The 24879-nt window shown below is 67.4% G+C and carries 26 protein-coding genes, 2 tRNA genes and 1 pseudogene; 11 read left to right on the top strand and 18 right to left on the bottom strand.

What is annotated here, in order from left to right:
* Positions 1-4: 4 nt before the first annotated feature.
* Together A8G18_RS12290 and A8G18_RS12295 are read right to left on the bottom strand one after the other, a co-directional pair.
* A complete protein-coding gene (locus tag A8G18_RS12290) occupies positions 5-421 on the bottom strand; it encodes a Fur family transcriptional regulator (RefSeq protein ID WP_016935071.1) in 417 nt (138 codons plus the stop codon).
* The gene (locus tag A8G18_RS12295) at positions 418-744 is read right to left on the bottom strand and encodes an ArsR/SmtB family transcription factor (protein ID WP_232284795.1); all 327 of its coding nucleotides are present in this window, start codon (positions 742-744) and stop codon (positions 418-420) included. Before A8G18_RS12295 ends, A8G18_RS12290 begins: the two co-directional genes overlap by 4 nt.
* A 230-nt stretch (positions 745-974) precedes the next feature.
* On the opposite strand from A8G18_RS12295, the gene A8G18_RS12300 reads away from it, so the two are divergent.
* Positions 975-2366 carry a glycine--tRNA ligase gene (locus tag A8G18_RS12300; RefSeq protein WP_064064166.1) on the top strand — a complete coding sequence of 464 codons (1392 nt, stop codon included), beginning with the start codon at positions 975-977 and terminating at the stop codon, positions 2364-2366.
* An 82-nt stretch (positions 2367-2448) separates the two neighbouring features.
* Here the strand turns inward: A8G18_RS12300 and A8G18_RS23590 are convergent, their stop codons facing one another.
* Both A8G18_RS23590 and A8G18_RS12305 read right to left on the bottom strand, forming a co-directional pair.
* A complete protein-coding gene (locus A8G18_RS23590; RefSeq protein ID WP_280746745.1) occupies positions 2449-2574 on the bottom strand; it encodes a hypothetical protein in 126 nt (41 codons plus the stop codon).
* 3 nt (positions 2575-2577) lie between these two features.
* On the bottom strand, positions 2578-4575 hold the full coding sequence (locus A8G18_RS12305) for a TPM domain-containing protein (protein WP_064064111.1): 1998 nt from the start codon (positions 4573-4575) through the stop codon (positions 2578-2580).
* Positions 4576-4662: 87 nt separating this feature from the next.
* Between A8G18_RS12305 and A8G18_RS12310 the strand changes: the two genes are divergently transcribed.
* The 3 genes from A8G18_RS12310 (at position 4663) to dnaG (ending at position 8755) form a co-directional block, all read left to right on the top strand.
* A complete protein-coding gene (locus tag A8G18_RS12310) occupies positions 4663-5355 on the top strand; it encodes a YdcF family protein (protein ID WP_016935368.1) in 693 nt (230 codons plus the stop codon).
* 38 nt (positions 5356-5393) lie between these two features.
* On the top strand, positions 5394-6665 hold the full coding sequence (locus A8G18_RS12315) for a deoxyguanosinetriphosphate triphosphohydrolase (protein WP_064064112.1): 1272 nt from the start codon (positions 5394-5396) through the stop codon (positions 6663-6665).
* 194 nt (positions 6666-6859) lie between these two features.
* Positions 6860-8755, top strand: coding sequence for a DNA primase (gene dnaG, locus A8G18_RS12320; RefSeq protein WP_064064113.1), 1896 nt, complete (start codon positions 6860-6862; stop codon positions 8753-8755).
* Between the two features lie 4 nt (positions 8756-8759).
* Here dnaG and A8G18_RS12325 read toward each other — a convergent pair whose 3' ends face one another.
* Positions 8760-9005, bottom strand: a complete 246-nt coding sequence (locus tag A8G18_RS12325; RefSeq protein WP_026003515.1) for a hypothetical protein — start codon at positions 9003-9005, stop codon at positions 8760-8762.
* 148 nt (positions 9006-9153) lie between these two features.
* Here A8G18_RS12325 and A8G18_RS12330 point away from each other — a divergent pair.
* The 3 genes from A8G18_RS12330 (at position 9154) to A8G18_RS12340 (ending at position 10712) form a co-directional block, all read left to right on the top strand.
* Positions 9154-9226 (top strand) — tRNA-Asn (locus A8G18_RS12330).
* Between the two features lie 193 nt (positions 9227-9419).
* Positions 9420-9493: transfer RNA gene (locus A8G18_RS12335), tRNA-Ile, on the top strand.
* A gap of 151 nt (positions 9494-9644) precedes the next feature.
* Entirely contained in the window at positions 9645-10712 is a 1068-nt protein-coding gene (locus A8G18_RS12340; protein ID WP_064064114.1) for a potassium channel family protein, read from the top strand.
* A 100-nt stretch (positions 10713-10812) separates the two neighbouring features.
* Here the strand turns inward: A8G18_RS12340 and A8G18_RS12345 are convergent, their stop codons facing one another.
* The 7 genes and pseudogenes from A8G18_RS12345 to A8G18_RS12375 all read right to left on the bottom strand — a co-directional run bounded on the left by A8G18_RS12345 (position 10813) and on the right by A8G18_RS12375 (position 16549).
* Positions 10813-12369, bottom strand: coding sequence for a polyamine aminopropyltransferase (locus A8G18_RS12345; protein ID WP_064064167.1), 1557 nt, complete (start codon positions 12367-12369; stop codon positions 10813-10815).
* Between the two features lie 5 nt (positions 12370-12374).
* Complete coding sequence (locus A8G18_RS12350; protein ID WP_064064115.1) at positions 12375-12845, bottom strand: DUF350 domain-containing protein; 471 nt, start codon at positions 12843-12845, stop codon at positions 12375-12377.
* Between the two features lie 29 nt (positions 12846-12874).
* Positions 12875-13285 carry a DUF4247 domain-containing protein gene (locus tag A8G18_RS12355; protein ID WP_016933822.1) on the bottom strand — a complete coding sequence of 137 codons (411 nt, stop codon included), beginning with the start codon at positions 13283-13285 and terminating at the stop codon, positions 12875-12877.
* Positions 13273-13779: a DUF2617 family protein gene (locus A8G18_RS12360; protein WP_064064116.1), complete on the bottom strand. Its 507-nt coding sequence runs from the start codon at positions 13777-13779 to the stop codon at positions 13273-13275. Before A8G18_RS12360 ends, A8G18_RS12355 begins: the two co-directional genes overlap by 13 nt.
* On the bottom strand, positions 13776-14369 hold the full coding sequence (locus A8G18_RS12365; protein ID WP_064064117.1) for a DUF4178 domain-containing protein: 594 nt from the start codon (positions 14367-14369) through the stop codon (positions 13776-13778). Before A8G18_RS12365 ends, A8G18_RS12360 begins: the two co-directional genes overlap by 4 nt.
* 83 nt (positions 14370-14452) lie before the next feature.
* Positions 14453-15355 (bottom strand): annotated as a pseudogene (locus A8G18_RS12370) (FAD-binding protein); the annotation flags it as partial.
* Between the two features lie 6 nt (positions 15356-15361).
* On the bottom strand, positions 15362-16549 hold the full coding sequence (locus A8G18_RS12375) for an alpha/beta hydrolase family protein (protein ID WP_064064118.1): 1188 nt from the start codon (positions 16547-16549) through the stop codon (positions 15362-15364).
* A 79-nt stretch (positions 16550-16628) separates the two neighbouring features.
* Here A8G18_RS12375 and A8G18_RS12380 point away from each other — a divergent pair, with 79 nt between their 5' ends.
* Positions 16629-17273: a TetR/AcrR family transcriptional regulator gene (locus tag A8G18_RS12380; protein ID WP_064064168.1), complete on the top strand. Its 645-nt coding sequence runs from the start codon at positions 16629-16631 to the stop codon at positions 17271-17273.
* A 127-nt stretch (positions 17274-17400) separates the two neighbouring features.
* Here the strand turns inward: A8G18_RS12380 and A8G18_RS12385 are convergent, their stop codons facing one another.
* The 4 genes from A8G18_RS12385 to A8G18_RS12400 all read right to left on the bottom strand — a co-directional run bounded on the left by A8G18_RS12385 (position 17401) and on the right by A8G18_RS12400 (position 20975).
* Positions 17401-18132 (bottom strand): ABC transporter ATP-binding protein, encoded by a 732-nt coding sequence (locus A8G18_RS12385; RefSeq protein ID WP_064064170.1) that lies wholly within the window; start codon positions 18130-18132, stop codon positions 17401-17403.
* A 29-nt stretch (positions 18133-18161) separates the two neighbouring features.
* Complete coding sequence (locus A8G18_RS12390; RefSeq protein WP_064064169.1) at positions 18162-19229, bottom strand: ABC transporter permease; 1068 nt, start codon at positions 19227-19229, stop codon at positions 18162-18164.
* 404 nt (positions 19230-19633) lie between these two features.
* Positions 19634-20056: a low affinity iron permease family protein gene (locus tag A8G18_RS12395; protein WP_064064119.1), complete on the bottom strand. Its 423-nt coding sequence runs from the start codon at positions 20054-20056 to the stop codon at positions 19634-19636.
* A 163-nt stretch (positions 20057-20219) separates the two neighbouring features.
* The gene (locus A8G18_RS12400) at positions 20220-20975 is read right to left on the bottom strand and encodes a TetR/AcrR family transcriptional regulator (RefSeq protein ID WP_064064120.1); all 756 of its coding nucleotides are present in this window, start codon (positions 20973-20975) and stop codon (positions 20220-20222) included.
* A gap of 71 nt (positions 20976-21046) precedes the next feature.
* On the opposite strand from A8G18_RS12400, the gene A8G18_RS12405 reads away from it, so the two are divergent.
* Positions 21047-21436 (top strand): VOC family protein, encoded by a 390-nt coding sequence (locus A8G18_RS12405; RefSeq protein ID WP_016933188.1) that lies wholly within the window; start codon positions 21047-21049, stop codon positions 21434-21436.
* 12 nt (positions 21437-21448) lie between these two features.
* On the opposite strand, the gene A8G18_RS12410 is transcribed toward A8G18_RS12405, so the two are convergent.
* Both A8G18_RS12410 and A8G18_RS12415 read right to left on the bottom strand, forming a co-directional pair.
* Complete coding sequence (locus tag A8G18_RS12410; RefSeq protein WP_064064121.1) at positions 21449-21886, bottom strand: VOC family protein; 438 nt, start codon at positions 21884-21886, stop codon at positions 21449-21451.
* 1 nt (position 21887) lies between these two features.
* The gene (locus A8G18_RS12415) at positions 21888-22460 is read right to left on the bottom strand and encodes a DinB family protein (RefSeq protein ID WP_064064122.1); all 573 of its coding nucleotides are present in this window, start codon (positions 22458-22460) and stop codon (positions 21888-21890) included.
* Between the two features lie 61 nt (positions 22461-22521).
* Here A8G18_RS12415 and A8G18_RS12420 point away from each other — a divergent pair, with 61 nt between their 5' ends.
* Entirely contained in the window at positions 22522-23484 is a 963-nt protein-coding gene (locus A8G18_RS12420; RefSeq protein WP_064064123.1) for a helix-turn-helix transcriptional regulator, read from the top strand.
* Positions 23485-23707: 223 nt separating this feature from the next.
* Entirely contained in the window at positions 23708-24835 is a 1128-nt protein-coding gene (locus tag A8G18_RS12425; protein ID WP_064064171.1) for an NDMA-dependent alcohol dehydrogenase, read from the top strand.
* Positions 24836-24879 lie beyond the last annotated feature (44 nt).

A 24879-nucleotide genomic window follows, 5' to 3' on the forward strand; every position in this document is an offset into this window, starting at 1 on the left:
GCGGTCAGCCCTGTACGAGTGCGCAGTCCCGGCAGTTGCCGAAGATCTCGACGGTGTGACTGACGTCGACGAAGCCGTTCGCCTCGGCCACCTCGTGCGACCAGCGTTCGACCTCCGGGCCGTCCACCTCGACCGTGAAGCCGCAGTGGCGGCACACGAGATGGTGGTGGTGCCCGGAGGAGCACCGCCGGAACAGCGATTCGCCGCTGTCGGTACGCAGCACGTCGACGCTGCCCACCTCGGCGAGCGACTGCAGGGTGCGGTAGACGGTGGTCAGGCCGATGCCTTCGCCGCGCTTGCGCAGTTCGTCGTGCAGATCCTGGGCGGAGCGGAACTCCTCGGTGTTGTCGAGCAGGTCGACGATGGCGCTGCGTTGACGGGTCGAGCGGACCCCCACGAGAGGTTTGCGGGCGGAGGTCACTGCGATCGTCCTTCCTGTGCATGAGCAACGGCATCGACGACGATATGGGCGAGATGGTCGTCGGCCAGGTGGTAGAGCACTTCGCGTCCCGAGCGTTCGCCGCGCACGACGCCGGCGGTCTTGAGTACTCGCAGATGCTGGCTGATGAGCGGTTGGGTGACCCCGAGAGCGCCGACCAGTTCGTGCACGCAACGAGCGGACTCGCGCAGTTCGAGCACGATCGAGATGCGGACGGGCGCCGACAGCGCCCGCAGCAGCTCGCCGGCCGCGATCAGTGTGTCGTGGGAGATGTCGGGCCGGGACGCGAGGGCGTCGGTCCCGATCGATCCGAGGGCCCGCTCACCTGTGCTGCAGTCGTGTGGATCGGCGTCGACACTCACGGGGCTCCTCGGGGCGGGTCGGCCGCCGGTGGGCGGCCTTATTGCAAATCGATTCCATTTTGATATGCACGGTTGCGCATGTCAACCGGCGCGAATTCGGACTCCGAACGAGGAGCGATAGGCTTACAGATCGACGCATGCTGCGAAAACCCGCATCGAAGATGGAGAACCGAGTGGCACCCAAATCCAAGATCGATACCGTCGCCAACCTCGCCAAGCGCCGGGGCCTGGTCTATCCCTGCGGTGAGATCTACGGCGGAACCAGGTCGGCCTGGGATTACGGGCCGCTCGGTGTGGAGCTCAAGGACAACATCAAGAAGCAGTGGTGGCGCAACATGGTCACCGGCCGCGAGGACGTCGTCGGCCTCGACTCGTCGGTGATCCTTCCGCGCCAGGTCTGGGTCGCGTCCGGCCACGTCGGTGTCTTCAACGACCCGCTCGTCGAGTGCCTGAGCTGTCACAAGCGCCACCGGCAGGACCACCTACAGGAGGCCTACGCCGAGAAGAACAAGCTCGACGATCCCGACGCCGTGCCGATGACGGAGATCGTGTGCCCGGACTGCGGCACCAAAGGCCAGTGGACCGAGCCCCGCGACTTCAACATGATGCTCAAGACCTACCTCGGCCCGATCGAGAGCGAGGAAGGCCTCCACTACCTGCGCCCCGAGACGGCACAGGGCATCTTCGTGAACTTCGCGAACGTGCTCACCACCTCGCGTAAGAAGCCGCCGTTCGGCATCGGCCAGATCGGCAAGAGCTTCCGCAACGAGATCACGCCCGGCAACTTCATCTTCCGCACCCGCGAGTTCGAGCAGATGGAGATGGAATTCTTCGTCAAGCCGGGCGAAGACGAGCAGTGGCACCAGTACTGGATCGACTACCGGATGAACTGGTACACCGATCTGGGCATCAACAAGGACAACCTGCGCCTGTACGAGCACCCGCTGGAGAAGCTGTCGCACTACTCGAAGCGCACCGTCGACATCGAGTACCGCTTCCACTTCCAGGGCAGCGAGTGGGGTGAGCTCGAGGGTGTCGCGAACCGCACCGACTTCGACCTGTCGACGCACTCGAAGCATTCCGGCACCGATCTGAGCTTCTTCGATCAGGCCACCAACGAGCGCTACACGCCGTACGTCATCGAACCGGCGGCCGGCCTGACCCGCTCGCTCATGGCCTTCCTCGTCGACGCGTACACCGAGGACGAGGCACCCAACGCCAAGGGCGGTGTCGACAAGCGCACCGTGCTGCGCCTCGACCGACGCCTCGCACCGGTCAAGGCGGCCGTGCTGCCGCTCAGCCGCAACGCGGACCTGAGCCCGAAGGCCAAGGACCTCGCCGCGAAGCTGCGCCAGAACTGGAACATCGAGTTCGACGACGCCGGCGCGATCGGCCGCCGCTACCGTCGCCAGGACGAGATCGGTACCCCGTTCTGCATCACGGTCGACTTCGACACTCTCGAGGACCAGGCCGTCACGATCCGCGAACGCGACACCATGGCGCAGGAGCGCGTGAGCCTCGACCAGGTCGAGGGTTACCTCGCGCAACGCCTGCTCGGCTGCTGACCGACCTGATCGACACAGATGCCCTCCGGCCCCGACGGACCGGAGGGCATCTGCCGTTTCGTAGCCGAGCGTTTCGTAGCGCTCAGGTCGAGCGCCGATCGATGTACTCGAAGTCCACGTCCCGGAAACGGGTTTCGTCACCGCGGCGGGTGCGCAGGATCACCGATTCCAGGCCGGTGCCCGGTGCGCGTGCCGCGATCGGGCGCACGGTCTAGAAGCGTCCGCCGCTCGACCCGCCGAAACCGCCACCCCCGAAGCCGCCACCCCCGAAACCACCACCGCCGAAGCCACCGCCGCGCCCGCTGTTGAGCACGCTGTTGATGAGGATGCCGCCGAGCACGGCCCCGGCGATGTTGCCGCCCGACGACCCGCCGCGCGGCGGGCGCTGTTGATAGTCCCAGCGCTGCACGTCGTTCTGGGCGCTGCGCAGCGCCTCCACCGCGAGCGACGCAGCGGTCCGCGCGTACTGGATGGCGGCGGCCGGATCGGAATCCGCGGCCTGTCTCGCAGCCTGCAGGTGGCGCTGGGCCTCCGACAGACGCGTGCGGGCCTTCGCGCCGACGACCCCGCGACGCGTCCCGATGAAGTCGGCGGCGGCGGTGACCTGCGCCTGCGCCGCGCCCAGGTCCTGCTCGAGACGGCGACGCATCTCGGCGGCCTGCTGCTCGGCCTGCCGCGTCCGGGCGCGCAGCTCGTCGAGACGCGCGTCGGCCTCGACGACCCGTGCGAAGCTGCCCAGCGGGTCGGTGTGCTGCTCGGCGCGCGCGTGTTCGAGTGCTTCCTGCACGGCCTTCAGGGCGTCGACGAGTGCGGGACCGCCGGCCTCGACGAGTTGTTTCGCGTCCGCCACGCCCTGCTCCGCATCCTCCATCGCTGCCGGGAGTGTCGCGATGGCGCGTCGGATGTCCTCGGCCGCGTGATCGAGCGCGTCGAGCAGCGTCGCGGCATGACCGAGGGCGCGCTCGGCTTCGCGGATCGCCCGTACGGCGTCGCCCTGCTCGCCGACCGGTCGCGCCACCGCGGTGCGGCCCTGATCGATCGCGTTCTCGGCGAACGCGATCTCCTCTCGCGCGAGTGAGACGTTGTCCACGACCGGGGTCAGTGCACCGGCGGGGAACTCCGAGTGCAACTGCCCGAGGATCCGTTCGGCCTCCGGGATGCGTGCCTGCAGTGCGATCGCCCGCTGGGTGAGGCCGTCCAGACGGGCCGGGGCATCGAGCAGCAGATCACGCATCGTGTCGAATGCCTCGACCTGCGCTTCGAGTTCGCGGTCGGCCTGCCCGCACGAGGAGATCAGCTGCACGAGCATGTCGCGTTGCTGGTCGGGTGTCTCGGGGATGTCGTCGTCGAGACGCTGGCGGATCTCGAAGGCGTTCGCCAACGCATTCTGCGCCTGCCGATGGGCGCGGTCGAAAGGAGCCACCGCAGAGTCCCCGAATTCGCCCCGGGCGAGTTCGAGCGCCTCGGCGCTGGAACGGACCGCGTTGTCGGTCTCCACCAGCAGGGTCTGCGCGTACCGATCGAGACCCTCGATCGGCAGGGCGCGCAGAGCCGTGGTGTCGGCCGGATCGATCTGCGCGGCCTGTGCGGCACCGGACTCGGCGCGCTTCTTCTTCGACCGCCGGTTGTACGCGTACACCCCGGCACCGCCGGCCGCGATCACACCGCCGCCGACGAGCAGTGTCGTCACCGGGGCGCTCGACGGCGTGAGAGCGTTGCTCAGGCCGTCGGCCGCACCCACCGCCGCACCCGTCCAGTCGCTGTTCCGCAATGCGGGTTCGATGTCGGACGAACTGATCCGGTCGCGTTCGCTCGGGGAGATCTCGGACCCCGTCGGAGTCCACAGCGCGTACTCGCGGTCCGTCGTCGCGATCGCCAGCAAGGCAGTATTCCGACCGAAGTTGCTCGCCTGAGCGGTGGCCTGCGCCCAGCTGTCGTAATCGCGTCCGTCGAAGCTCGACACGTAGGTCACCCACAACTGCAGACCGTGCTCGTCGTACAGGGTGTTCGTCGCCTCCTGGATCCGTGCGACATCGGCATCGCCGAGGACTCCCGCGGTATCGGTGATCGGCTGGGGAAGCCGCGACGGAGGTTCGGCGGAAGCCGCCGCCGGCAGGAGCAACCAGGCGGCCACTGCCAGCAGAGCAGGGACGAATGCGAGCGCGGACCGTGCGGGTCGCCGAGACGGTGCGGCCGATACGTGTGGCATGGAATCGAATCTAGTGGCTGTGAGGCGTCGGCGGGGTCGGCGCGTCGCCCGGTCTGCGCGTTCTCGTTCGCTGGCAGAATCACGGGGGTGAGCACCGCATCCCGCCGCACCGGCACCACCGCGACGTACACCGGGGACGACCTCGGGGCAGGCGCGCGCATCGCGCGCTGGCTCCGACGACTGATCGTCGGGGTGTTGCTCGCCGCTGTTCTCGTCGTGGGCGGAACGGCGCTCCGGGTCTGGCAGGTCGCGCGGATCGACGACCGCACACCCGCCGACGCCATCGTCGTCCTCGGTGCGGCCCAGTACTCGGGGACGCCCTCGTCGGTGTTCGAGGCCCGCCTCGAACAGGCCCTCAAGCTGTACGAGGCGGGAGTCTCGCCGCGGATCGTCACCGTCGGGGGCAAGCAGGAAGGCGACCTGTTCACCGAGGCCGCGGCGGGGAAGAACTATCTCGTCTCGCGCGGGGTGCCGGCGGAATCGATCGTCGCCGTCGAAGAGGGCTCCGACACGCTGCTCAGCGTCGAGGCCGTCAGCCGGGAGATGTCGGAGCTGGGACTGTCGTCGGCAGTGTTGGTGAGCGACCCGTGGCACTCGCTGCGCACCCGCACCATGGCGCGCGATGCAGGTCTCGATGCGTGGACCGCTCCCACCCGGCAGGGCCCGGCGGTGTTCACCCGCGAGTCGCAACTGCACGGGATCGCCCGCGAGACCGGCGCGTTGATCTGGTACCAGATCACCCACTTCTCCGCCGATTTCCCGTACACGGCGCAGCAGTGAGGCGGAACGTAGGGTCTTCGGTGACGGAAGGCAGTGTGATGCAGGGCTACAGCGAACACGATCTCGAACGGCGCGTCGCCGAGCCGCGGAAGACCTCGGCCCTCGCCGGGTCCGAGGGCGCGGCGTCCGAGCGGACCGCCTTCGCACGCGACCGAGCGCGCGTGCAGCACTGCGCGGCCCTGCGCCGCCTGGCCGACAAGACACAGGTCGTCGGTCCCCGCGACGGCGACACCCCGCGCACCCGTCTGACGCACTCGATGGAGGTCGCGCAGATCGGCCGCAGCATCGGCGAAGGGCTCGGCGCCGACCCCGATCTCGTCGATCTCGCCGGCCTCGCTCACGACATCGGGCACCCGCCCTACGGGCACAACGGCGAGCGGGCACTCGACGCGGTGGCGGAGTCCTGCGGCGGATTCGAGGGCAACGCGCAGAACCTGCGCATCCTCACCTGCCTCGAACCGAAGGTCCTCCATCCCGACGGCACGAGCGCCGGCCTCAACCTCACCCGGGCCTCGCTCGACGCGACGCTCAAGTACCCGTGGACGCGTCCGCGCCCGGGCGCGAAGTTCGGTTCGTACGACGACGACTCCGAAGTCCTCCACTGGATCCGTGAGGGCGCACCCGAGCATCGCAAATGCCTCGAGGCGCAGATCATGGACTGGTCCGACGACGTCGCGTATTCGGTCCACGACCTCGAGGACGGCGTCATCGACGGTCGCATCGACCTGCGGATGCTCGAGGATCCCGACGAGGTCGCCGGGCTCATCGAGGTGGGCATGCGCGAATTCTCGGGCCTCGACCCGGCCGAGCTGACCGAGGCGGCCAAGCGGTTGTCCACCATGCCGGTGGTCCGCGCCGTCGGCACCTTCGACGGCACTCTCGCCTGCTCGGTCGCGCTCAAGAAGCTGACCAGCGAGCTGGTGGGCCGCTTCGCCAACGCGGCGATCCTCGGAACCCGGGAAGCGACGGAGAGCCGCCCGGTCACCCGGTACGACGCCGACCTGGTGATCCCGCCGATCGTGGTCTCGGAGGTCGCTCTGCTCAAGACGATGGCGCTGCAGTTCGTCATGTCCGACCGCGCCCACCGCACGCGCCAGGAATCCCAGCGCGAACGCATCCATCGCGTCGCCGAGTGGCTGCTGCGCACTGCGCCGGTGGGGCTCGACCCGTTCTTCGTCGCCGCATGGAAGGCAGCGCCCGACGACGCCGCGAAGGTGCGGGTGGTGGTCGATCAGATCGCCTCGTGCACCGAATCGCGCCTCGAACGGATCGACCGCGACAGCCTCGCCGCGCAGGCGAGCTGGGGCTGACGAAGACGCGTTCTCCGGGACGGATGCTCGTGGTCGACATCGGGCATCCGTCCACAGGACCGCGCAAACCTGCGGTTCGGCAGCCCCTGGCACGAGGAGACAGTGTCCGCACGCCGCAGCGCTGCGGAACCTGTTCAGCCATCCGTACAGACCATGATGTCGGCAGGTCGGCGCCGCGGCTTAGACTCGTCACCGTGGCCGGCCGTATTTCAGACAGAGACATCGCGGCCATTCGCGACCGCGTGCGCATCGAGGACATCGTCGGCGAGTACGTCGCACTCAAGCGCGGCGGTGCCGACTCGCTCAAGGGCCTGTGCCCCTTCCACGACGAGAAGTCCCCGTCCTTCCACGTGCGGCCCAATCACGGGCACTTCCACTGCTTCGGCTGCGGTGAGGGCGGCGACGTCTACTCGTTCCTGCAGAAGATCGAACACGTCAGCTTCGTCGAGGCCGTCGAGCAGCTCGCCGAACGTGTCGGTTACACGCTGAACTACGAGGGCGGAGGTCCGTCCGTCCAGCGCGACCGGGGCACCCGTGCCCGGCTGGTCGCGGCGAACGCGGCCGCTCAGCAGTTCTACGCCGAGCAGCTGCGCACCCCCGAGGCGCAGGCCGCCCGCGACTATCTGACCGAACGCAACTTCGACCAGGCGGCCGCCGAGACGTTCGGCTGCGGCTATGCACCCGCCGGCTGGGACGCGCTCACGAAGCACCTCCTCGGCTGGGGGTTCGATTTCTCCGAACTCGAGGCCGCCGGATTGTCCCGGCAGGGACGCCGCGGACCGATCGACCGCTTCCACCGTCGTCTGTTGTGGCCCATTCGCAATCTTGCGGGCGACGTCATCGGCTTCGGTGCTCGCCGCCTGTACGACGACGACCAGATCACCGCGAAGTACATGAACACACCGGAAACGGTGCTGTACAAGAAATCTCAAGTGTTGTTCGGTCTCGACCTCGCCAAGCGCGAGATCGCCAAGTCCCATCAGGCCGTGATCGTCGAGGGATACACCGACGTCATGGCCATGCACCTGGCCGGGGTGAAGACGGCGGTCGCCGCGTGTGGTACCGCTTTCGGCGACGAGCATCTCGCTCTGCTGCGCCGCCTGCTCATGGACGACAGCTTCTTCCGTGGCGAGGTCATCTACACCTTCGACGGCGACGACGCCGGTCGTGCGGCGGCGATGAAGGCGTTCGAGGGGGATCAGAAGACCGCGGCGAAGACCTACGTCGCGATCGCACCCAAAGGCATGGACCCGTGCGAGCTGCGGCAGCAGTCGGGCGACGGCGCGGTGCGCGATCTCATCGCCCGCCGCACGCCGATGTTCGAGTTCGTCGTGAAATCGATTCTCTCCGAACACGACCTCGATACCGTCGAGGGCCGCGTCGAAGCCCTGCGCCGGTGCGTGCCGGTGGTGGCCCGCATCAAGGACCGCACGATCCGCGACAACTACGCGGTGCAACTCGCGCACTGGACGGGATGGGACGACATTCCCACGGTGCGCCGGCGCGTGCAGGAGGAAGCGCGCCGGGGAGTTCGTGCGCCGGAAGCGAGGACGCGGCCGGCTACGGCCACGGCTGAGCCCGCCTCGGCTCTGCGGCGCCCCCGCCCCAACGATCCGGCACTGTGGCCGCAACGCGACGCGCTCAAAGCCGCGCTGCAGTATCCGGGTATCGCGGGAACCGTCTTCGACTCACTGCCGCCGGAGACATTCACCGACCCCGCCTACGCGGCGGTGCGGCAGGCCGTCGCCGATGCCGGCGGAACGGCCGCCGGCCTCGGGGGAGCCGAATGGGTCGACGCCGTGGGCCGGGCCGCGACGGATCCCGTCGCGCATTCGCTGGTGATGGAACTCGCCGTCGAACCGGTCCCCACCGAAGAGGACCGGCTGCCGCGCTACATCAGCGGTGTCCTGGCCCGGCTCCAGGAGGTCTGGGTCGGTGAGCAGGTGGCCGAACTGAAATCCAGATTGCAGCGGATCTCCCCGGCCACCGAATCCGAGGAGTTCCACGCACTGCTCGGCGACCTCATGGCGCTCGAGCAGTACCGGCGGAGCTTGCTCGACCAGGCCATCGGTGACGGCCTGGCCGGCTGACCGCCTACTTCTTCAACTGGTCCCGCGGGATCATGATCGTGGTCGTCTCGTCGATGGGCTTCATCGGTTCGAGTTTGGGCTGAGGGCTGAGCGAGTCGGCGAGTCTCTGCCGGCCCACCTCGATCGCCTTCTTCGTGACGGGGCTCGCGGCCACCGCCTTGGCCGTCTTGCTGAGCTGTTCGTACCTCGCGCGACCCGCTCGGGTGCCGAGCACGTATCCCGCAGCGACCCCGACCAACAAACCCATCAATGTGCTGTCCTTCCACCTGTGACTGCGTCGTCCCCATCCTGCCCGATGACCCCGCAGCATGCCCACAAGCAGGCGATTTGGTACTGCGGCGGGTAGGACGCTATGGTTTTTCACGCACCGGGGGAAACCGCGGAGCACCGCAGGACAATCCCCTGTAGCTCAATTGGCAGAGCATTCGACTGTTAATCGAACGGTTGCTGGTTCGAGTCCAGCCGGGGGAGCGCCCGAGAATCCTCCCACCCGTCACGGGTGGGAGGATTCTGTGCATCCGGGGGGTGTACAGATGCGGCAGGACATCCATCGATGTGATCTCCCTAACTCTGCACCCGGCAGAGTGTCGCCCGCTGTGTCCGGGTAGCATTCGATCGCGCCGTGCGACGAGTGCGGCACTGTGCGACGAAGTGTCGTCGCGACGGGGCGGTAGCTCAGTCGGTTAGAGCCGCGGACTCATAATCCGCTGGTCGCGGGTTCGAGCCCCGCCCGCCCCACCCTCCCGGCCCGCTGTCGGCGTGTGCATGAGTGAGAGAGGTCCGCAGTAGGCATCCTTATGATCATGCGTATGGAGCCTGTTCGAGTCGTCCTCGCCGATCCGGCATGTCCGGGGGCGGAGCGGAAGACCGCTGAGCCGGGGATGTCGTGATGGCAGGAAAATTGCGGGTGCCGCTGCGGCGCTCGGATACCCTCACCGACCGTCCCGACTTCGCTCTCGTCGGGGTGCTGCGGGTACCGGAGGAACAGACCAGTCCGGGCCGGGCGATCGTCCGCCGCATCGGTTACGCCCTGGCTGCGCTGACCGCGGCGGTGATCGTGGTGTACATGGGCAGGGACGGCTACCGCGATGCCCAGGAGAACCCGCTCTCGTTGCTCGATTGCATCTACTACGCCACGGTGTCGCTGTCGACCACCGGTTACGGCGACATCACTCCGCTCACCCCGCAGGCCCGGCTGGTCAACATCCTGGTCATCACCCCGCTGCGAGTGTTCTTCCTCATCGTGCTGGTCGGCACCACCTTGTCGGCGCTGACCGAAAGTTCCCGGCAAGCGTTCAAGATTCAGCGGTGGCGTCGCCGCACCCGCAGCCACACCGTGGTCGTCGGGTACGGCACGAAGGGGCGCAGCGCTGTCGATGCGCTGCTCGCCGAGGGACTCGCTCCGTCGGAGATCGTGGTGGTCGATGCCGATCCGGTGAGTCTGGACATCGCGTCGCGTCAGGGTCTGGTGACCGTGCAGGGGTCGGCCACCAAGTCGGACGTGCTGCAGCTGGCCGGGGCCCGGCATGCCGGCTCGATCATCGTGGCCGTCAATCGCGACGACACCGCCGTGCTCGTCACTCTCAGCGCTCGTCAGCTCGCGCCGCAGGCGCGCATCGCCGTCGCGGTGCGCGAATCGGAGAACACCCATGTGCTGCGCCAGTCCGGTGCCGATACGGTCGTGGTTTCCGCCGAGACGGCGGGCCGGTTGCTGGGATTGGCCCCTGCCACTCCCACGGTGGTGGAGATGATCGAGGATCTGTTGACTCCCGAGGACGGGTTCGCCGTCTCCGAACGCGGTGTCGAGCCGCACGAGCTCGGGCTTTCGCCGCGGGAGCTGCCCGTCATCGTGCTCGGGGTCGTCCGTGACGGACGGCTGATCCGGGTGGATTCTCGCGAGCTCGGCGTCATCGTCGCCGACGACCGGCTGTTGTATCTGCGTTCGGTGTCCGTGTAGAGGACAGCCTGCGTCCTCGGATGATCGTTCCGTGGGGGGGCAACGACCGATGACGGCTCCCTTACCGGAACAGGACCGGGGGTGTGCCGGCACGTTCGGGTCAGAACTGATATCCACGCCGGAGGTCGTCGACGATGCGCGGCCGATCCAGGGTCGACGGTGCCATCTCGCGAGGCTGCCGATCGAGCGGAAAAACCGATGCTGCAGCGAGAGTCGCGGAATCGAGAAATCTTCGCGGTGCGGCATTCGCCGACAGTGCCGGTGTCGCCGGTGTGCCTGCCTGCGCGAGGACGAACCCCCAGTCGCCGAAGCTCGGTACGTGCACGTGGTACGGGGCCACACCGAGTCCCGCGGACTCGACGGTCGACACCGTCCGCCAATACGCATCCGGTGTCGAATACGGGCTGCCCGACTGCACGGTCATCAGACCGCCGGGGTTCAGCACCGACGCGGTCAGCCCGTAGAACTCCGTCGAATACAACCGCCCCAGCGTGGGGGTATCCGGGTCCGGCATGTCGACGATGATCGCGTCGAATCCCGCACCGGTGTACTCGCGCAACCAGCGGAAGGCGTCGGCGGTGACCACCGTCACCCGCTCGTCCTGTAGCGCCCCGCCGTTGAGCGCGCTCAACCGAGTGTTCGCCAGTTCGAGCACCATCGGGTCCAGTTCGACCTGAACGACTTCCCGCACGTGCGGGTGGCGTAGGAGTTCCCGCGCGGCGAGTCCGTCACCGCCCCCGAGTACGAGCACCCTGCCGGGATCGCGGGCGAGCGCCGGATATACCAGAGCTTCGGTGTAGCGATGTTCGTCGCGGCTCGAGAACTGCAGGTCACCGTCGAGATACAGACGCACGTCGTCGCCGCGGGCGGTGACCACGATCTCCTGGTAGTGCGAACGCTGCGCATGCACCACAGGATCCGGATAGAGGCGCTGCCGCGCTGTGATCTCGATATCGGATGAGCGCGCCAGCAGAACGCCGAGCAGCGTCGCGGCGAGCAGCAACGCCACCGAGGACAATGCTCGCGTAGCCGGCCCGAGGTGCCCGCGCAGCAGAAACAATGCCGCGATCGATGCTGCCGCCAGGTTCACCATGCCGGTCAGCGCCGCACCACGGATCATTCCGACCGACGGCAGCAGCAGCAGGGGCCACACCAGACCTCCGATCAGCGCGCCCGCGTAGTCGGCCGCGTTGAGGTCGGCGAGGATCTTGCCGGTATCGCGAGCACCGGCACTGCGACCGGTCTGCAGCAGCGTCATGAGCAGTGGGACCTCCGCGCCCACCAGCATCCCGATGGCTGCAGTCGCCGCGACGAGCACCCAGGTCGACGATCCGACGAAGGTGAACGCCACGTACAGAACGGTGGCGCTCGACCCGCCGACCAATCCGAGAACGACCTCGACCGCGACGAATGCCGTCGCGGCGTAGGGGAGCAGCGGTTTGGCGGCAAGCGCACCGACTCCCAGTGCTGCCACGAAACCGGCCACGATGAGCGAGGTTTCCGTGATTCCGCCGCCGGTGAGGCTCGCCGACAACGTCAGAAGTGCCAGTTCGTACACCAGTCCGCACGCGGCGCAGGCGGCGACCGCTGTCAACAGCAGTGCCCGCGCCCGCCGGCCGAGAGGTGGCGCACCGGCGTCGACATCCGGAGTCGTCACGGCTGTCACGACAGCGCTGCGGCGTTGACCAACCCGATCGAGAACAGGGTGATCGCCACGGCCCATGCGGCACCGCTCGTGCGGGGCTCGGCGACCAGTGCCGTGATCCGGCCCGGCAGTACACGATTCATGATGAGCAAGGCTGTGGCTTGCAGCACCACGCCGACCAGTCCGTAGACGAGCGAGTCGGCGATCCCCTGCGCGAACCCGTCGGAGCTTGTGACGATCGCGGTCACCACGATGACCGCGAGCGCCAGGTGATTTCCTGCGAGCAGCAGTGCCGCGTTGGGGTTGCGGTCCACATAGACCTGGTGACGCAGGTTTCCGGGCGTCAACCCGTCGAGCACGGCGAATCCGAGTGCGAGAACGCCGACACCGACAGCGAAGTAGATCAGTGTCCCGATCACTCCCAGCACGAGCAGGAGGGGGTCCACGGTGCCGATCTCGAGGTCGGTTGCCGACAGGGTGGAGATCATTCTTTCGAGGTTCCGATCTGGTGAGTTCGTCATTTCGCACTTCCCGATCCACCGGACAGGTTGCCGGCGGCCGGAGAACCAGGGGTGAAGCCCGGCCCGAGGAACACGAAACCGCCGCTGCTGAAGCGTCCGTCGATGTCTTCGACGGTGATGGTGCTGCCACCCTCCGGCGCAGCACCGACCGTGACGATGTCGTCGTCGTATCGGAGGTATTCGTTGCCGCCGTCCGCCTTGCGTGCGGCCGGTTCGTCCTCCGCGATGATTCGGGAGACCGTGGTACCCACAGGATCCGGAGAATGATAGGTGTCGATATCACCGGAGGTGCCACGGTAGTCGTAGGTGTCGGCGATGTGGTCGCGTGCCTGACTCCCGCATGCCGTGGTCGCGAGGACCGCGATACCGACCAGCGAGCCGATGACGATTCGTCTCACGGCCGCCACCGGCTCTCGGTCTCGACGATCACGCCCGTGTCGACGGACGGATAGAGATGCCAGGTCCGCCAATGCCATTCACCGGCATCTGCGGTGCCGGAGAGCACGGTGAGCGCGTCGTCGTCCCCCGGGAACGCTGCACACAGCCATCCGGGTGCGGAGCGGGCCGTAGCGCGCAGTCGATTCGCCCGCTGCGCCAGTTCTGCGCGCTGCACCGTCGCGGTGCGACTGCGGAACAGGTAGCCGTCCCGGTCGTGACGCTCGGGGAGCGGGTGTCCGCCCGCCTCGACCGCGTCGCACGACACTTGTTCGGTGAGGGTGCGTCGTCCGGATTGCGCTGTGACCACGTGGGAGGCGCCGAGTACACCGAGGGTGAGAATGCCCGCGGCGGAATCGGTCAATCGTGCGGACACCAGTGGTGGCGGTGCGGGAGCGTCGAGTACCAGTCCCAGCGCCGAGGCGGAAACATCACGCGGGACGATGTCCAGGATGTGCGTGCTCACCGGGCGGGTCCGGCATGGATGACCGTCAATTCGCTGCGGGTCACCGCACGTCCGGTGGACACCTCCCATGATCCGGCGCGAGACCATCGTTCGAACGCGAGCAGACCGGTGCGGTCGGCCGTGGCGTAGTCGGCGTAGTCCATGGTGCCGGTGGGAGCGGTTCCGGTTGTGCCTTCGGAGGTGAATCGGGCGGTGCCGTGTTCGAGTCGGCGGTAGACACGATCGTCGAGGATCACGTCACCGTCGGGTCGCAGGCCCGTGCCCTCGCGACGCATCCACAGGGTCATCTCGAGCTCACCCTCGTCGTTCTCGACGGTGAGCCAGCGGCGACCGGTCGACCCGTCGAGGAGATGCTCGTACCAGCGGTAGCCTTCTTCGTCGAGTGTGAGAGTGCCGCGGACGACGTGGTCGATACCCGCGTAGGTGATGATGTCGCCGACCCCGATCCCGAAGGGGTCCCACACCTCCGGATAGTCGGCGAGTGGATCCACCCTGGCAGGTGGTGCTGTGGGTGTGCGGGTGCGGATCACCACCACGACGGCAGCCGCGACCACAGCGACGATCAGCAGGACGAGCAGGACTTCGGTCATCGAACACCCCGGGTCGGCGATATTTTCCGGGGCCGACCCTACCGGCCGGCTCGGCAGATCACGGGACCGCGGCACTCCGACGGTCAGGCCCGGGTGGCGGCATCGCGTCCCGCGACACGACCGAACGCCAGGGCGTCCCCGATGTGGAACCCGCCGTCCTTCCGCCAGCTGTAGGTGGAACTGATTTCACCTGCGGCATAGAGACCGTCGATCACCTCGCCCCGAGTGTCGAGAACACGCGCTCGCCCGTCGCGTCGGGGTCCGCCGTTGGCCCACCCCAGCAACGGAGTGATCCGCAGGGCATGGAACGGAGCCTCGATCACAGGCCCGAGTTTCTCCGGAATCCGCCCGAAGTGCTCGTCGCGTCCACTCGCGCACGCAGCGTTGTAGCGGGCGACGGTATGTTCCAGCGTGTCGGCGTCCACCCCGATCAGGTCGGCCGGTTCGGCCGGCGAGTCCGCACGTTCGATCCAGCCCTTCTCGATCTCTGTGCTGTTGTCGGTGCTCCAGAGGGATCCGTTCATGAGGAGATTCCATCCGACCGGCAGGATGTCGGGTGCCGGACTCAGAGGTCCGGCCGTGCGCATCTGCTCGTCGAAGATCAAGTAGAAGGGCCGGAGGGGGAACAGCTCGTAGGATCCTGCGCGCGGGATGTGTCCGTGGAACGGATCGGCGGTCTCGTCCATGAATCGGCGGCCGTCGTCGCCCACCCACAGATAGTTGTGTGCATTCCACAACGCGAGGTAGTGGCCCTGACTGTCGTCTCCGCGAACACCGGTGATGGTCATCATGTTTCCCATGTGCCACAGATCGGCGCGGACTGCTTGCGCCATCTTGTGACCGTCGCCGGTGGCGGCAGGTGATCCCCACAGGACGTGCTCTTCGACCCGCAGACAGTCGCGCACCATGGCCGGGTCGGCTTGGAAACCGCCTGTGGCCAGGACGACGCCGCCACGCGCTCCGATACGCCGAGGGCCGTCCGCGCCGGTATCTCAGCGGTCGCAGGGCTGGAGAGGGGACCGACCTTCTCCGAGAGCGTCGAAGAAGGCGAGGGCATCCGACGCGGCAGCAGGAACGGTCGGTACATGTTCGAGTCCGTCGTAGACGGTGTAACCGACGGGCGAACCGCCGGCGCACAGTGATTCGACCAATGCTGCAGAACCCGGTTCGGTCACGGCGGTGTCGCCGCCGCCCTGCAGGATCAGTGTCGGCACGCGGGGGCTGAGTCGATCGGGGTTCTGCTCGTTCAGATAGGAGACCAGCGGCGCGAAGTCTGCGTCGGGTCGGATCACCTCGTCCAGCGGTACCGATTCCGCGAGTTCCCAGAGGATGTCGGTGCAGCCGCCCTTCGCGGCATCGAGCAGAGGTGTCATCTTCTCGGTGACGTAATCGTAGGGACTCAACTCCTCGTCGGCCGCATGGGCGCCGAGCAGGATCAGCGGTAGGTAACCGAGGACGGCACGCGACTCGGGACCTCCGGCTGCGAAGTATTCGACGGTGTCGCCGAGGTTGTTTCCCGGTGCGATCGACACCGCTCCCCGCAAGTCGAGTTCGGGTGCCAGATCGGGTCCGCGATCTGCGGCGAACAATGCTGCGTGCCCGCCTTGGCTGTGTCCCGCGGCGTACCAGACCGTGCCGATATCGGGATCCAGTCGGCGTGCTGCGCGCACGATGTCGGTGACGGCCGCCGCCTCGGAATCGCCGTTGATGTACGGGTGGACCCCCGGCGTTCCGAGTCCCGCATAGTCGGTTTGGGCGACTGCGTAGCCGGCCCGTACGAAACGATCGAGGGTCTCGTCGACATATCTCAGGTATTCACCGTCCGACCCGGGTACCGAGCCCGAAGACGGCGCGCAGGCGTCTGCGACACCCGTGGTGCCGTGCGCCCAGCTGATCACCGGCCATCCGCCTTCCGGAACCTCGCCCGCAGGTACGGATACCGAGCCGGACACGACGACGTCCTGGCCCATCGGCCCCTGGGACAGGTAGGTGATCTGTTCGCTGCGCCCGGCGCCGGGCAGTTTCGGAGGCCCCGAGAGTGATCGGCTCGTCAGCAGAGCTCCGTGTTCGCGGCCGTCGGTGACCGGATCCTGTTCGGCGGCGGAACCGCAGGCCGTCAGCAGGCTTGCCGCCGTAAGGGCTGCGAGTAAGGAGATTCGCCGGGGGGAATCGGTGCGCATCGTGCTCCTCCTGAACCGATCACGAGATTAGGTCAAATGACCTAATCGGGGAAGGTAGCACTCTCGTATGCTCACGTCCATGCCTGCACCCAGTACCCGAGAGGCACTTCTCGACGCCGCCGAACGTCTGGTCGCCGAGCGTGGCCTGGCCGGTGTCTCGGTTCGCGAGGTGATCCGGGAAGCCGGTCAGCGCAACAACGACGCGGTGAAGTACCACTTCGGATCCTGGCACGGACTGCTGATCGACCTGTGGGCCACCCGCGCTGCCGGAGACGGGTCCGCCCGGAAGCTGCACGAGACCGCGAAACACGCACAGGACCGCCTGCCCGCGCTGGTGGAAGCCTATGTGCGCCCGTTCGTCCGGGAAGTTGCCGCCCGCAACCCCTCCTATTGGGCCCGGTTCAACGAACAGTGGTTGGCGGGTATCCGCAGCGACTTCGTCGCCTCCCCGCAGCCCCTGCTTCCCGACGACCCGGCCTATCCTGCGATCCCCGGACTGGAAGGACTGAAGGAGCTCTTCTCCGATCTGGCTTCCGAACTCGGGCATCTACCCCCGGAACAGCGCAACGCTCGCGTGGCGCTGGCTGCGCGATTCGTGGTGTCCGCGCTGGCGTCCTGGGAACGCGACCAGGTTGCGGGAGTGTGGCGCGACCTGGATATGTTCGAGGACGAGTTGTGCGCGTTGATGCTCGCTGTCCTCCAGGCCGATGCCGGCCGGAGGTGAGGAATGTCGACCGGCATGGGCCACCGCGTGCCGCCCTACCGCGGAGCAAAGGTGCCGCGGCAGCCGGTGACCGCGCTGCGGGGGCAGAGTTCCCCGGATCGTTCCGGGCAACCGACCGCGCAGACGTTCACGATGTGGACGATGTCGAGAACCTTCGCCCATACCCCGAGCCGTCCGTCGGAAGATCGGAGGAGGGAAACAGGGCTCCGTTACGCATCCGGTAGGCGCGATCGACGAGAGCGAGTTGGTTCAGGTCGTGGGTGACCATCACGATCGCAACGTCGCGGTCCCGGCTGAGATCGGCGAGCAGGGTCACGACCTCCCGGCTGCGTTCCTCGTCGAGCGCCGAGGTGGGCTCGTCGACCAGCAGTACCGAAGGATCGTTCATCAGACCGCGGGCGATGGCGACCCGTTGCCGTTGACCTCCCGACAGTTGGTGGGGACGCCGATCCAGATGTTCCTCGAGACCCAGCGAGCACAACAGATCCCTGGCGCGCGCGCTGTTCTCGCGAACCGATCCGCCGGCGAGGTGGGTCATCATCTGCAGTTGTTCGACGGCGGTCAGCGACGGCAGCAGATTCGACTGTTGGAACACGAATCCGAGTTTGTCGCGCCGTACGGTGGTGCGCTCGTCGCGACCCAGTCCCGTCATGTCGCTGCCGTCGATGACGACGCGGCCGGCGTCGGGGGTGATGAGCAGGCCGGCGACGGCGAGCACGCTCGACTTACCGGACCCGGACGGACCGGTCACGGCGACGAACTCGCCGCGCCGGACCTCGAGATCCACCTCGTCGAGGACGCGTCGGCGCTCGTCGCCGTCGGGGTATGTGAGGACGATGTCGCGTAAGGAGATGCTCATATCGGAGTCCTTCGGGTTCGTGGAGTGGCTCATCGGGCGGTTGCGAGCGCGGTGAGGGGGTCGACCTTGGCGATACGGGCCAGGGAGGCGGCCGCGCCGATCATGCCCGTGGCCACGAGGACGAGGAACGGAACCACGGTGGTCGAGATCGAGAGGGAGAACGGGACGACCTGTGCGGCAACGAGTCCGAGGCCGAGTGCGGCCACGGTACCGAGCCCGGCCCCCAGCACGAGCACGATCAGGCTCTGGCCGAGGGCATCCCGGAGCAGATAACGGGTGGATGCACCGACGGCTTTGAGTACGGCGAGGTCCTGGCTGCGCTGGATCGTCCACACGGTGAAGAAGGCGCCGACCACCAGGGCGCTGACGATCATCAGCATGGTCTGCATCAGCAGGAGCGAACCCCGCTCGGAGGTGTACGAGCCGATGGCGTTCAACGCGCCGTCGTCGTCGGTGACGACCGTTCCGGTCGCAGCACCGACGGAATCGGCATCGAAATCGCCGGAGGTGCGCAACGCCACGACGGTGCCCTCGCTACCACCGGCCGACGGCAGCGACTGCCATGCGTCGTGCTCCATCCAGACCACGGGCTGGTGACTGTAGAACGAGTCGTCGACCAGAGCGCGGATGGTGAATATGTTGCCGCCCAGCGAGATCCGAGTTCCGGTCGTCCACTCGTTGCTGCTCGCGAGGTCGGTGTCGACGGCGACCGAGCCGGAGTCGAGTGGAACCGGGGATGCGAAGGACCGCCCGTCGACACCGAACGCGGAAGCGGCGACCTCTCGTCCGTCGGCGCTGATCCGGACGGGGGCGATCCCGATGATCGCGGCAGCGTCGACACCGTCGGCACCGGCCAGTTCCGCCTGTTGGCGCATCGTCACGGTCGACTCGCCGAACGAAACCGCTCGGCCCTCGGCCGGAGTGCCGAAGGCGACGTGGTCGGCATCGATCTTCTCGATCGCGGCGATGGACTGATTGCCCAGTCCCGAGGTCAGACCGGACAGCATGACCACCATCAACGAAATGAGGAACAAGGCTGAAGCCATCAGCGTGAAACGGCCTTTGGCGAAACGGAGATCTCGGAGACTGAGGAACATGTATCCAGCTTCGCGGAGAACGGGGGGTGCGGACATCGCGCATTGGTTGAGTTCGTTCATCCATCGAAAGTTGGAGATCCGCGATCGGGACGGCCGACCAGGCAGTGCGGTAACGGAGTGCGCCGAGCGGGATTCGACGGCCCGCCTCGGGCTCGAGGCGGGCCGTCCGGTGACCCACAGGTCGGGGATCGTGGACCACCACGGACAAGTATCACCGCTCGGGAACGACCGTCCCGGCGGGAAACGGACGTTCCGATGGTGAAAACGGAGGTGAAATCCTGGCAACTGCGAGGTGAGGCACCGGGTGGGTGGTCAGGCCGCACCGTGTGCCGCCGAGACCCGACGATCACCGTGCCCGGCGTACCCTGATGTGCCCGGCCGGCCGGACCGGAAAGCGGAACGGCTCAGGAGCCTTCACGATGCTCGAGTCCGACGGCCGCGCGTAGTTCCTCGCAATCGATCTGCAGGCCGGGGTGCTCACGGGACAGCTGTGCCATCAGGTCGGCCAAGCCGTCGGCGATCGCGTTGAGTTTGTGCTGGATCGCATCGTCGGACCGTTTCTGGGTGTTCTGCAACAGAGCGACCAACAGGAACGTGACGATGGTGGTCACGGTATTGATGATCAGCTGCCAGGTGTCGATGTTGTCGAGCAACAGAAACGACGGCGCCCAGACCAGTACCAACAGCACGCAGAAGGCGAAGAACGCGGCTCGGGAGACCAGAACGTCGGCACGTGTGGCGAAACGGTCGAACAGTGACAACTGCCCGCGTACTTCGGAGGGCAGCACCACCGGGGATTCGGCGCGGCGGCCGGATGAGTCGACCATGATCGTGTACCTCCTTGCGGCCCCGACTGTCGGGCCTGCTGAAGGCCACATACCCGACTGTTTCGTATGCAAACTTTGTGGGCCTCGCAGCGGGCAGCGGGGTGCTGCGCGGTCGGGAGGCGCATCGTTGCCGGTGGGGAGTGCTCGGTGGGATCAGGGGGGCTCATGTCCGGACGGGCCGGTCCTCGCGCTTCGATCCCGATACGGAGACAAGCGGTTCGAGTCCGTCGAGGACGCGCTGCAGCCCGAACTCCCACGCGTGGTGCGGGCTGTAGGCGGCGTTCATCTCCGCTCCGGCCGCCGCTCCCACCCGCTGCGCGAGAGGATGGGTGTCGCCCAGATAGTGAGCCAATCGCTCGTTCCACCTGGCCCACGCCTCGCCCATGTCGGCCGCGTGCGGATCGGGACGTCGTGCTCGCGCCGCACCGCGCACGAAGTCCGCGACGAAGGTGAGTGCCGCATCGCGATCGATATCGACGAGGGATGTTCCGTCGAAGGCGTGGAGTTCGTGGTCGTACTTCGCGATCGTGCCGGGGCCGAGGGCTGTGCGTTGGTCGTCGACGTCCAGCAGCCACCAGTGCGCGGCATAGTGCTCGAGTTCCGCTTCGGCGACCTGCCGTATCCGGTCCCGCCACGACGACGTGTAGGGCGGGCGGGGTTGTCGGGCGTGGACTCGGTCCACCATGAGGACGAGAAGATCGTCGCGTGATCCGACATGGGTGTAGAGGGCCATCGCGGAGATCCCCAGGTCGGTTGCGAGGCGGCGGATCGTCACGGCCTCGAGGCCTTCCGCATCGGCGACGGCGACGGCAGCGTCCACCGCGGAAGTGGTGGTGACCTTCGCTCTCGGTCCGCGTGAACCGGCGGTGGGCGCCTCGGGGTGCTCGCGCCACAGCAGGTCGATCAGATCGCGTGCCATCGATACCTCCCGGAATCTCGTCCTCACGAGTACTCTATACAACGTACGAAGTTTCTGTCCCGGGAGGTCTTGTGAAAATCAACTCCACAGCACTGTCGCTCAACGTCGCCGACACGGCCGCATCGGCCGATTTCGCCATCCGGCACTTCGGTTTCACCGAGGAGATGTCGGCCGACGGGTTCGTCTCGTTGACTCACCCGCACGCAGGATTCAACATCGTGTTCCTGCGTACCGGGTTGTCGACCTTCAAGCCGGAATCCGTCGCCGGACCGGCCGGGCAGGGCATGCTCATCGCCTTCGTCGTCGACGACGTCGACACCGAGTTCGCGCGCATCGCGGAATCCGGTGCGACGGTGGTGACCGAGCCGGAGACCGAGCCGTGGGGCGAGCGGTACTGCCAGTTCGCCGATCCCAACGGGATCATCTGGCAGCTCGTCCACTGGGTCTCCGAGCCGGCCTGACCCAGGCGAGGTTCAGTCGAGGCAGAACTCGTTGCCCTCGGGGTCGGCCATGACGATGTGGCCGGCCCCGAACGGTGGCGCCGGGTCGTGGCGCTCCCGGCGCGTGGCACCGCGCGCGACGAGCCGCTCGGCCTCGGCTTCCAGGGCGGCCATGCGCTCGGCGCCGTCGAGTCCGGGAGCGGCACGCACATCGAGGTGCACCCGGTTCTTGGCCTGCTTGCCCTCGGGCACCTTCTGGAAGAACAACCGGGGACCTGCCTCGTCCGGATCGACGACCGCCGACGCGTCGTTGCGTCGGTCGAGCGGTACTCCCATCGCGTCGAGTGCGTCGTCCCACGAGACGAAATTGCCGGGCGGCTTCTGTATCTCGTAACCGAGGGCATCGGCCCAGAACTCCGCGAGGGCTCCGGGATCGGCGCAGTCGAACGTGATCTGGATATCGCGGGCCATGTCAGCTCGTCTCCTGTCGGGCTCGGCTACGGGAATGCAGGTACAGGTCCCGCAGGAGGCAGACCTCGGACAGATGGTGGATGAGTTCGCGGTTGATGTGCAGGACCAGCATGCCCATCGGGTACTGCGCGTACGGTCCTTCCGCCTCACCGCACGGCCGGGCGAGTCCGTCTTCCCCGAGTGATTCGACGCCTGCGATCCACGTCGAGAGTTCGGCATCGAGCTGGGCCAGGGCCTCGTCGGCGGTCGCTGCGTACTCGAACGTCGTGTAGTCGGTGGGGGTGCGCCCGAAGTGGCTCGCATTGCGCATCGCCAGCACGCCGACGAGTACGTGCCCGAGTCGCCACGCGATGGTCGTGAACGGCGGCGGATCGGGTTCGGGGAAGGCGAAGTCGATGGTCATCGCCCCGGCTCCGCCCTGCACGGGAGCGGTACTCGTCCCGCGTGGCCGCACACTCCAGCAGCCCGGGGCGGGCTCGAAGAAGTATTCGTCGTCGGTCAGGCCGTCGAGACGGCGGCGGACCGGATAGTCGAGTTGCTGTCGCAAGAGGTGGTTCCAGGCGAGTTCCGTCATGGCTACAGGTTGACGCATATTGCGGACAGGGTCGGTCCGTGATCCGTGCGACCATCGTCGTATGACCGTCGAGTCGACCACCGAACGGGTCCTGCGGATGCTGGCACTGCTGCAGAGCCGCCCGTCCTGGACCGCCGTCGAACTCGCCGCGGAGCTCGGTGTGACCGATCGCTCGGTGCGTCGCGACGTCGATCGTCTGCGTGCCCTCGGCTATCCCGTGCGCGCGTCTCCCGGAGTCGGGGGCGGCTATCAGCTCGGAGCCGGCACGAGGTTGCCGCCGCTGCTCCTGCACGACGACGAGGCGATCGCCACGGCGGTGTCGTTGCGACTGGCGTCGGGCAGCACGATCGCCGGAGCCGCCGAGGCGGCGCTGCGCGCCCTGGCCACACTCGACCAGGTGATGCCACCGCGCCTGCGCGAGAAGGTGCGGGCGATCTACGGCGCCACCGAGACCGTCGTCGGCGCGGGTACGGAGATCGACGCCGACATGCTGATGGTGCTGGCCCGCGCCTGCCGCGACGCGACCCGCGTGCGGTTCCGGTACACCACCCGCCTGGATGCGGACGACGAGCGCACGGTGGAACCGGTGCGGATGGTCGCAGCGGGACAACGCTGGTACCTCATGGCCTGGGACGTCGACCGCGACGACTGGCGTACCTTCCGGCTCGACCGGATGCGCGAGGTGACGCCCACGACGTGGCGGTTCCGGCCGCGGCAGCATCCCGATCCGGTGGCCTACGTCCAGCGGTCGGTGACGGAGTCGCCCTACCGGTACATCGCGCGGATCCGACTACGGGCGGACGCCGACCGGGTGCGCGACATGGTGCCGCCGCAGGTCGGGCGGGTCGAGGAGGACGAGGACGGATGGTGCGTGCTCGTCGTCGGCGCGGACGACCCGGACTGGATCGTGATGCATGTCGCGCGAATGGGTTTCGAAGCGGTCGTCCTCGAGCCATCGGAGCTTCGGGCGGCCGCGGACCGGCTCGCGACGCGCCTCGCCGCGATCGCCCGTGCCGATCGGTGACGAGCCGAAGCGGTGTCCCGGTGCGGGATCGGGCCTCGGCGCCCATCGACTCGGCGAGGATCGGCCACGCCGTGCGCAGATCGTCCTCCCGGTAGCCCCACGACTGCGTTCCGGCGGAATCGGGTTCGGCGGTGACCGGGACAGTGAGTAGAACCTGTTTCAATTCTGTGCGATTGTGGCTATCGTCACGTGCACAACCGGCAATGCGATGGAGGCGAGCCAGATGAAGACCAAGGGTGCAGTGCTGTGGGGCATCGACGAACCGTGGTCGGTCGAGGAGATCGAGCTCGGCGACCCCGTCGCGGGTGAAGTGCAGATCCGCATGGAAGCCGCCGGCATGTGCCATTCCGACCATCACATCGTCACGGGTGCCACGCCGATGCCGGCCTATCCGGTGATGGGTGGTCACGAGGGTGCAGGTGTCATCACCAAGGTCGGCGACGGGGTCACCGGTCTCGAGGTGGGCGACCACGTGGTGCTCTCGTTCGTGCCGGCCTGCGGCCGGTGTCCGTCCTGTGTGATGGGGCAGTCCAATCTCTGTGATCTCGGTGCCGGACTGCTCAGCGGCCTGGCCATCGCCGACGGGACCAACCGCGTCCATGCGCAGGGCAAGCCCGTGATCCCGATGGTGCTGCTGGGGACGTTCGCGCCGTACATGACCGTCCACGAGACCCAGGTGGTCAAGATCGACAAGGACGTTCCCTTCGAGCTCGCGGCACTCGTGGGGTGCGGCGTGCCCACCGGCTGGGGTTCGGCCACGCACGTCGCCGACGTGAAGGCGGGGGACTTCGTGGCCGTCATCGGGGTCGGCGGCGTGGGCATGAGCGCACTGCAGGGTGCGGTCGCGTCCGGTGCACGTTACGTCTTCGCCATCGATCCGGTGCCGTGGAAGCGCGAGCAGGCGATGAAGTTCGGTGCCACGCACACCTTCGCCTCCATCGAGGAGGCCATCGTGCCCATCATGGAGATCACGTGGGGACGCATGTGCCACAAGACGATCATCACCGTGGGGGAGATGAAGGGAGAGTACGTCGATCCCTCGCTCACCATCACCGGCAAGGGCGGGACGTGCGTCGTCACCGCCATGGGTCATATGGCGGACATGGACGTCAAGCTGAACGCCTTCATGTTCTCGATGCTCCAGAAGGAGCTCAAGGGCAACATATTCGGTGGCTGCAACGCGCGGGTGGACATCCCGAACCTGCTCGACCTGTACAAGTCCGGTCAGCTGAACCTGGCCGACATGGTCACGCGCACCTACACCCTCGAGCAGGTCAACGACGGATACCGGGACATGCTCGAGGGCAGGAACATCCGCGGCGTCATCCGGTACACCGAAGCCGATTGGTGACCGGCGCCGACCGGTGACCTCGCCCCGTCGGGTCGTCTCGTAGG

The organism is Rhodococcus gordoniae (assembly GCF_001646655.1).
Classification (GTDB): Bacteria; Actinomycetota; Actinomycetes; order Mycobacteriales; family Mycobacteriaceae; genus Rhodococcus; species Rhodococcus gordoniae.

Excerpts from the sequence above, each read along its gene's own strand:
- A8G18_RS12365 (WP_064064117.1), bottom strand. The coding sequence starts at position 14,369 with ATGACCGAAGTCCTGCTCGTCCTGCTGATCGTCGCTGTGGTCGCGGCT.
- A8G18_RS12395 (WP_064064119.1), bottom strand. The coding sequence starts at position 20,056 with ATGGTCGACTCATCCGGCCGCCGCGCCGAATCCCCGGTGGTGCTGCCC.
- A8G18_RS12385 (WP_064064170.1), bottom strand. The coding sequence starts at position 18,132 with ATGAGCATCTCCTTACGCGACATCGTCCTCACATACCCCGACGGCGAC.
- A8G18_RS12420 (WP_064064123.1), top strand. The coding sequence starts at position 22,522 with ATGACCGTCGAGTCGACCACCGAACGGGTCCTGCGGATGCTGGCACTG.
- A8G18_RS12305 (WP_064064111.1), bottom strand. The coding sequence starts at position 4,575 with ATGCCACACGTATCGGCCGCACCGTCTCGGCGACCCGCACGGTCCGCG.
- A8G18_RS12315 (WP_064064112.1), top strand. The coding sequence starts at position 5,394 with ATGCAGGGCTACAGCGAACACGATCTCGAACGGCGCGTCGCCGAGCCG.
- A8G18_RS12340 (WP_064064114.1), top strand. The coding sequence starts at position 9,645 with ATGGCAGGAAAATTGCGGGTGCCGCTGCGGCGCTCGGATACCCTCACC.
- A8G18_RS12410 (WP_064064121.1), bottom strand. The coding sequence starts at position 21,886 with ATGGCCCGCGATATCCAGATCACGTTCGACTGCGCCGATCCCGGAGCC.
- A8G18_RS12425 (WP_064064171.1), top strand. The coding sequence starts at position 23,708 with ATGAAGACCAAGGGTGCAGTGCTGTGGGGCATCGACGAACCGTGGTCG.
- A8G18_RS12390 (WP_064064169.1), bottom strand. The coding sequence starts at position 19,229 with ATGTTCCTCAGTCTCCGAGATCTCCGTTTCGCCAAAGGCCGTTTCACG.
- A8G18_RS12415 (WP_064064122.1), bottom strand. The coding sequence starts at position 22,460 with ATGACGGAACTCGCCTGGAACCACCTCTTGCGACAGCAACTCGACTAT.
- A8G18_RS12375 (WP_064064118.1), bottom strand. The coding sequence starts at position 16,549 with ATGCGCACCGATTCCCCCCGGCGAATCTCCTTACTCGCAGCCCTTACG.
- A8G18_RS12380 (WP_064064168.1), top strand. The coding sequence starts at position 16,629 with ATGCCTGCACCCAGTACCCGAGAGGCACTTCTCGACGCCGCCGAACGT.
- A8G18_RS12400 (WP_064064120.1), bottom strand. The coding sequence starts at position 20,975 with ATGGCACGCGATCTGATCGACCTGCTGTGGCGCGAGCACCCCGAGGCG.
- A8G18_RS12350 (WP_064064115.1), bottom strand. The coding sequence starts at position 12,845 with ATGATCTCCACCCTGTCGGCAACCGACCTCGAGATCGGCACCGTGGAC.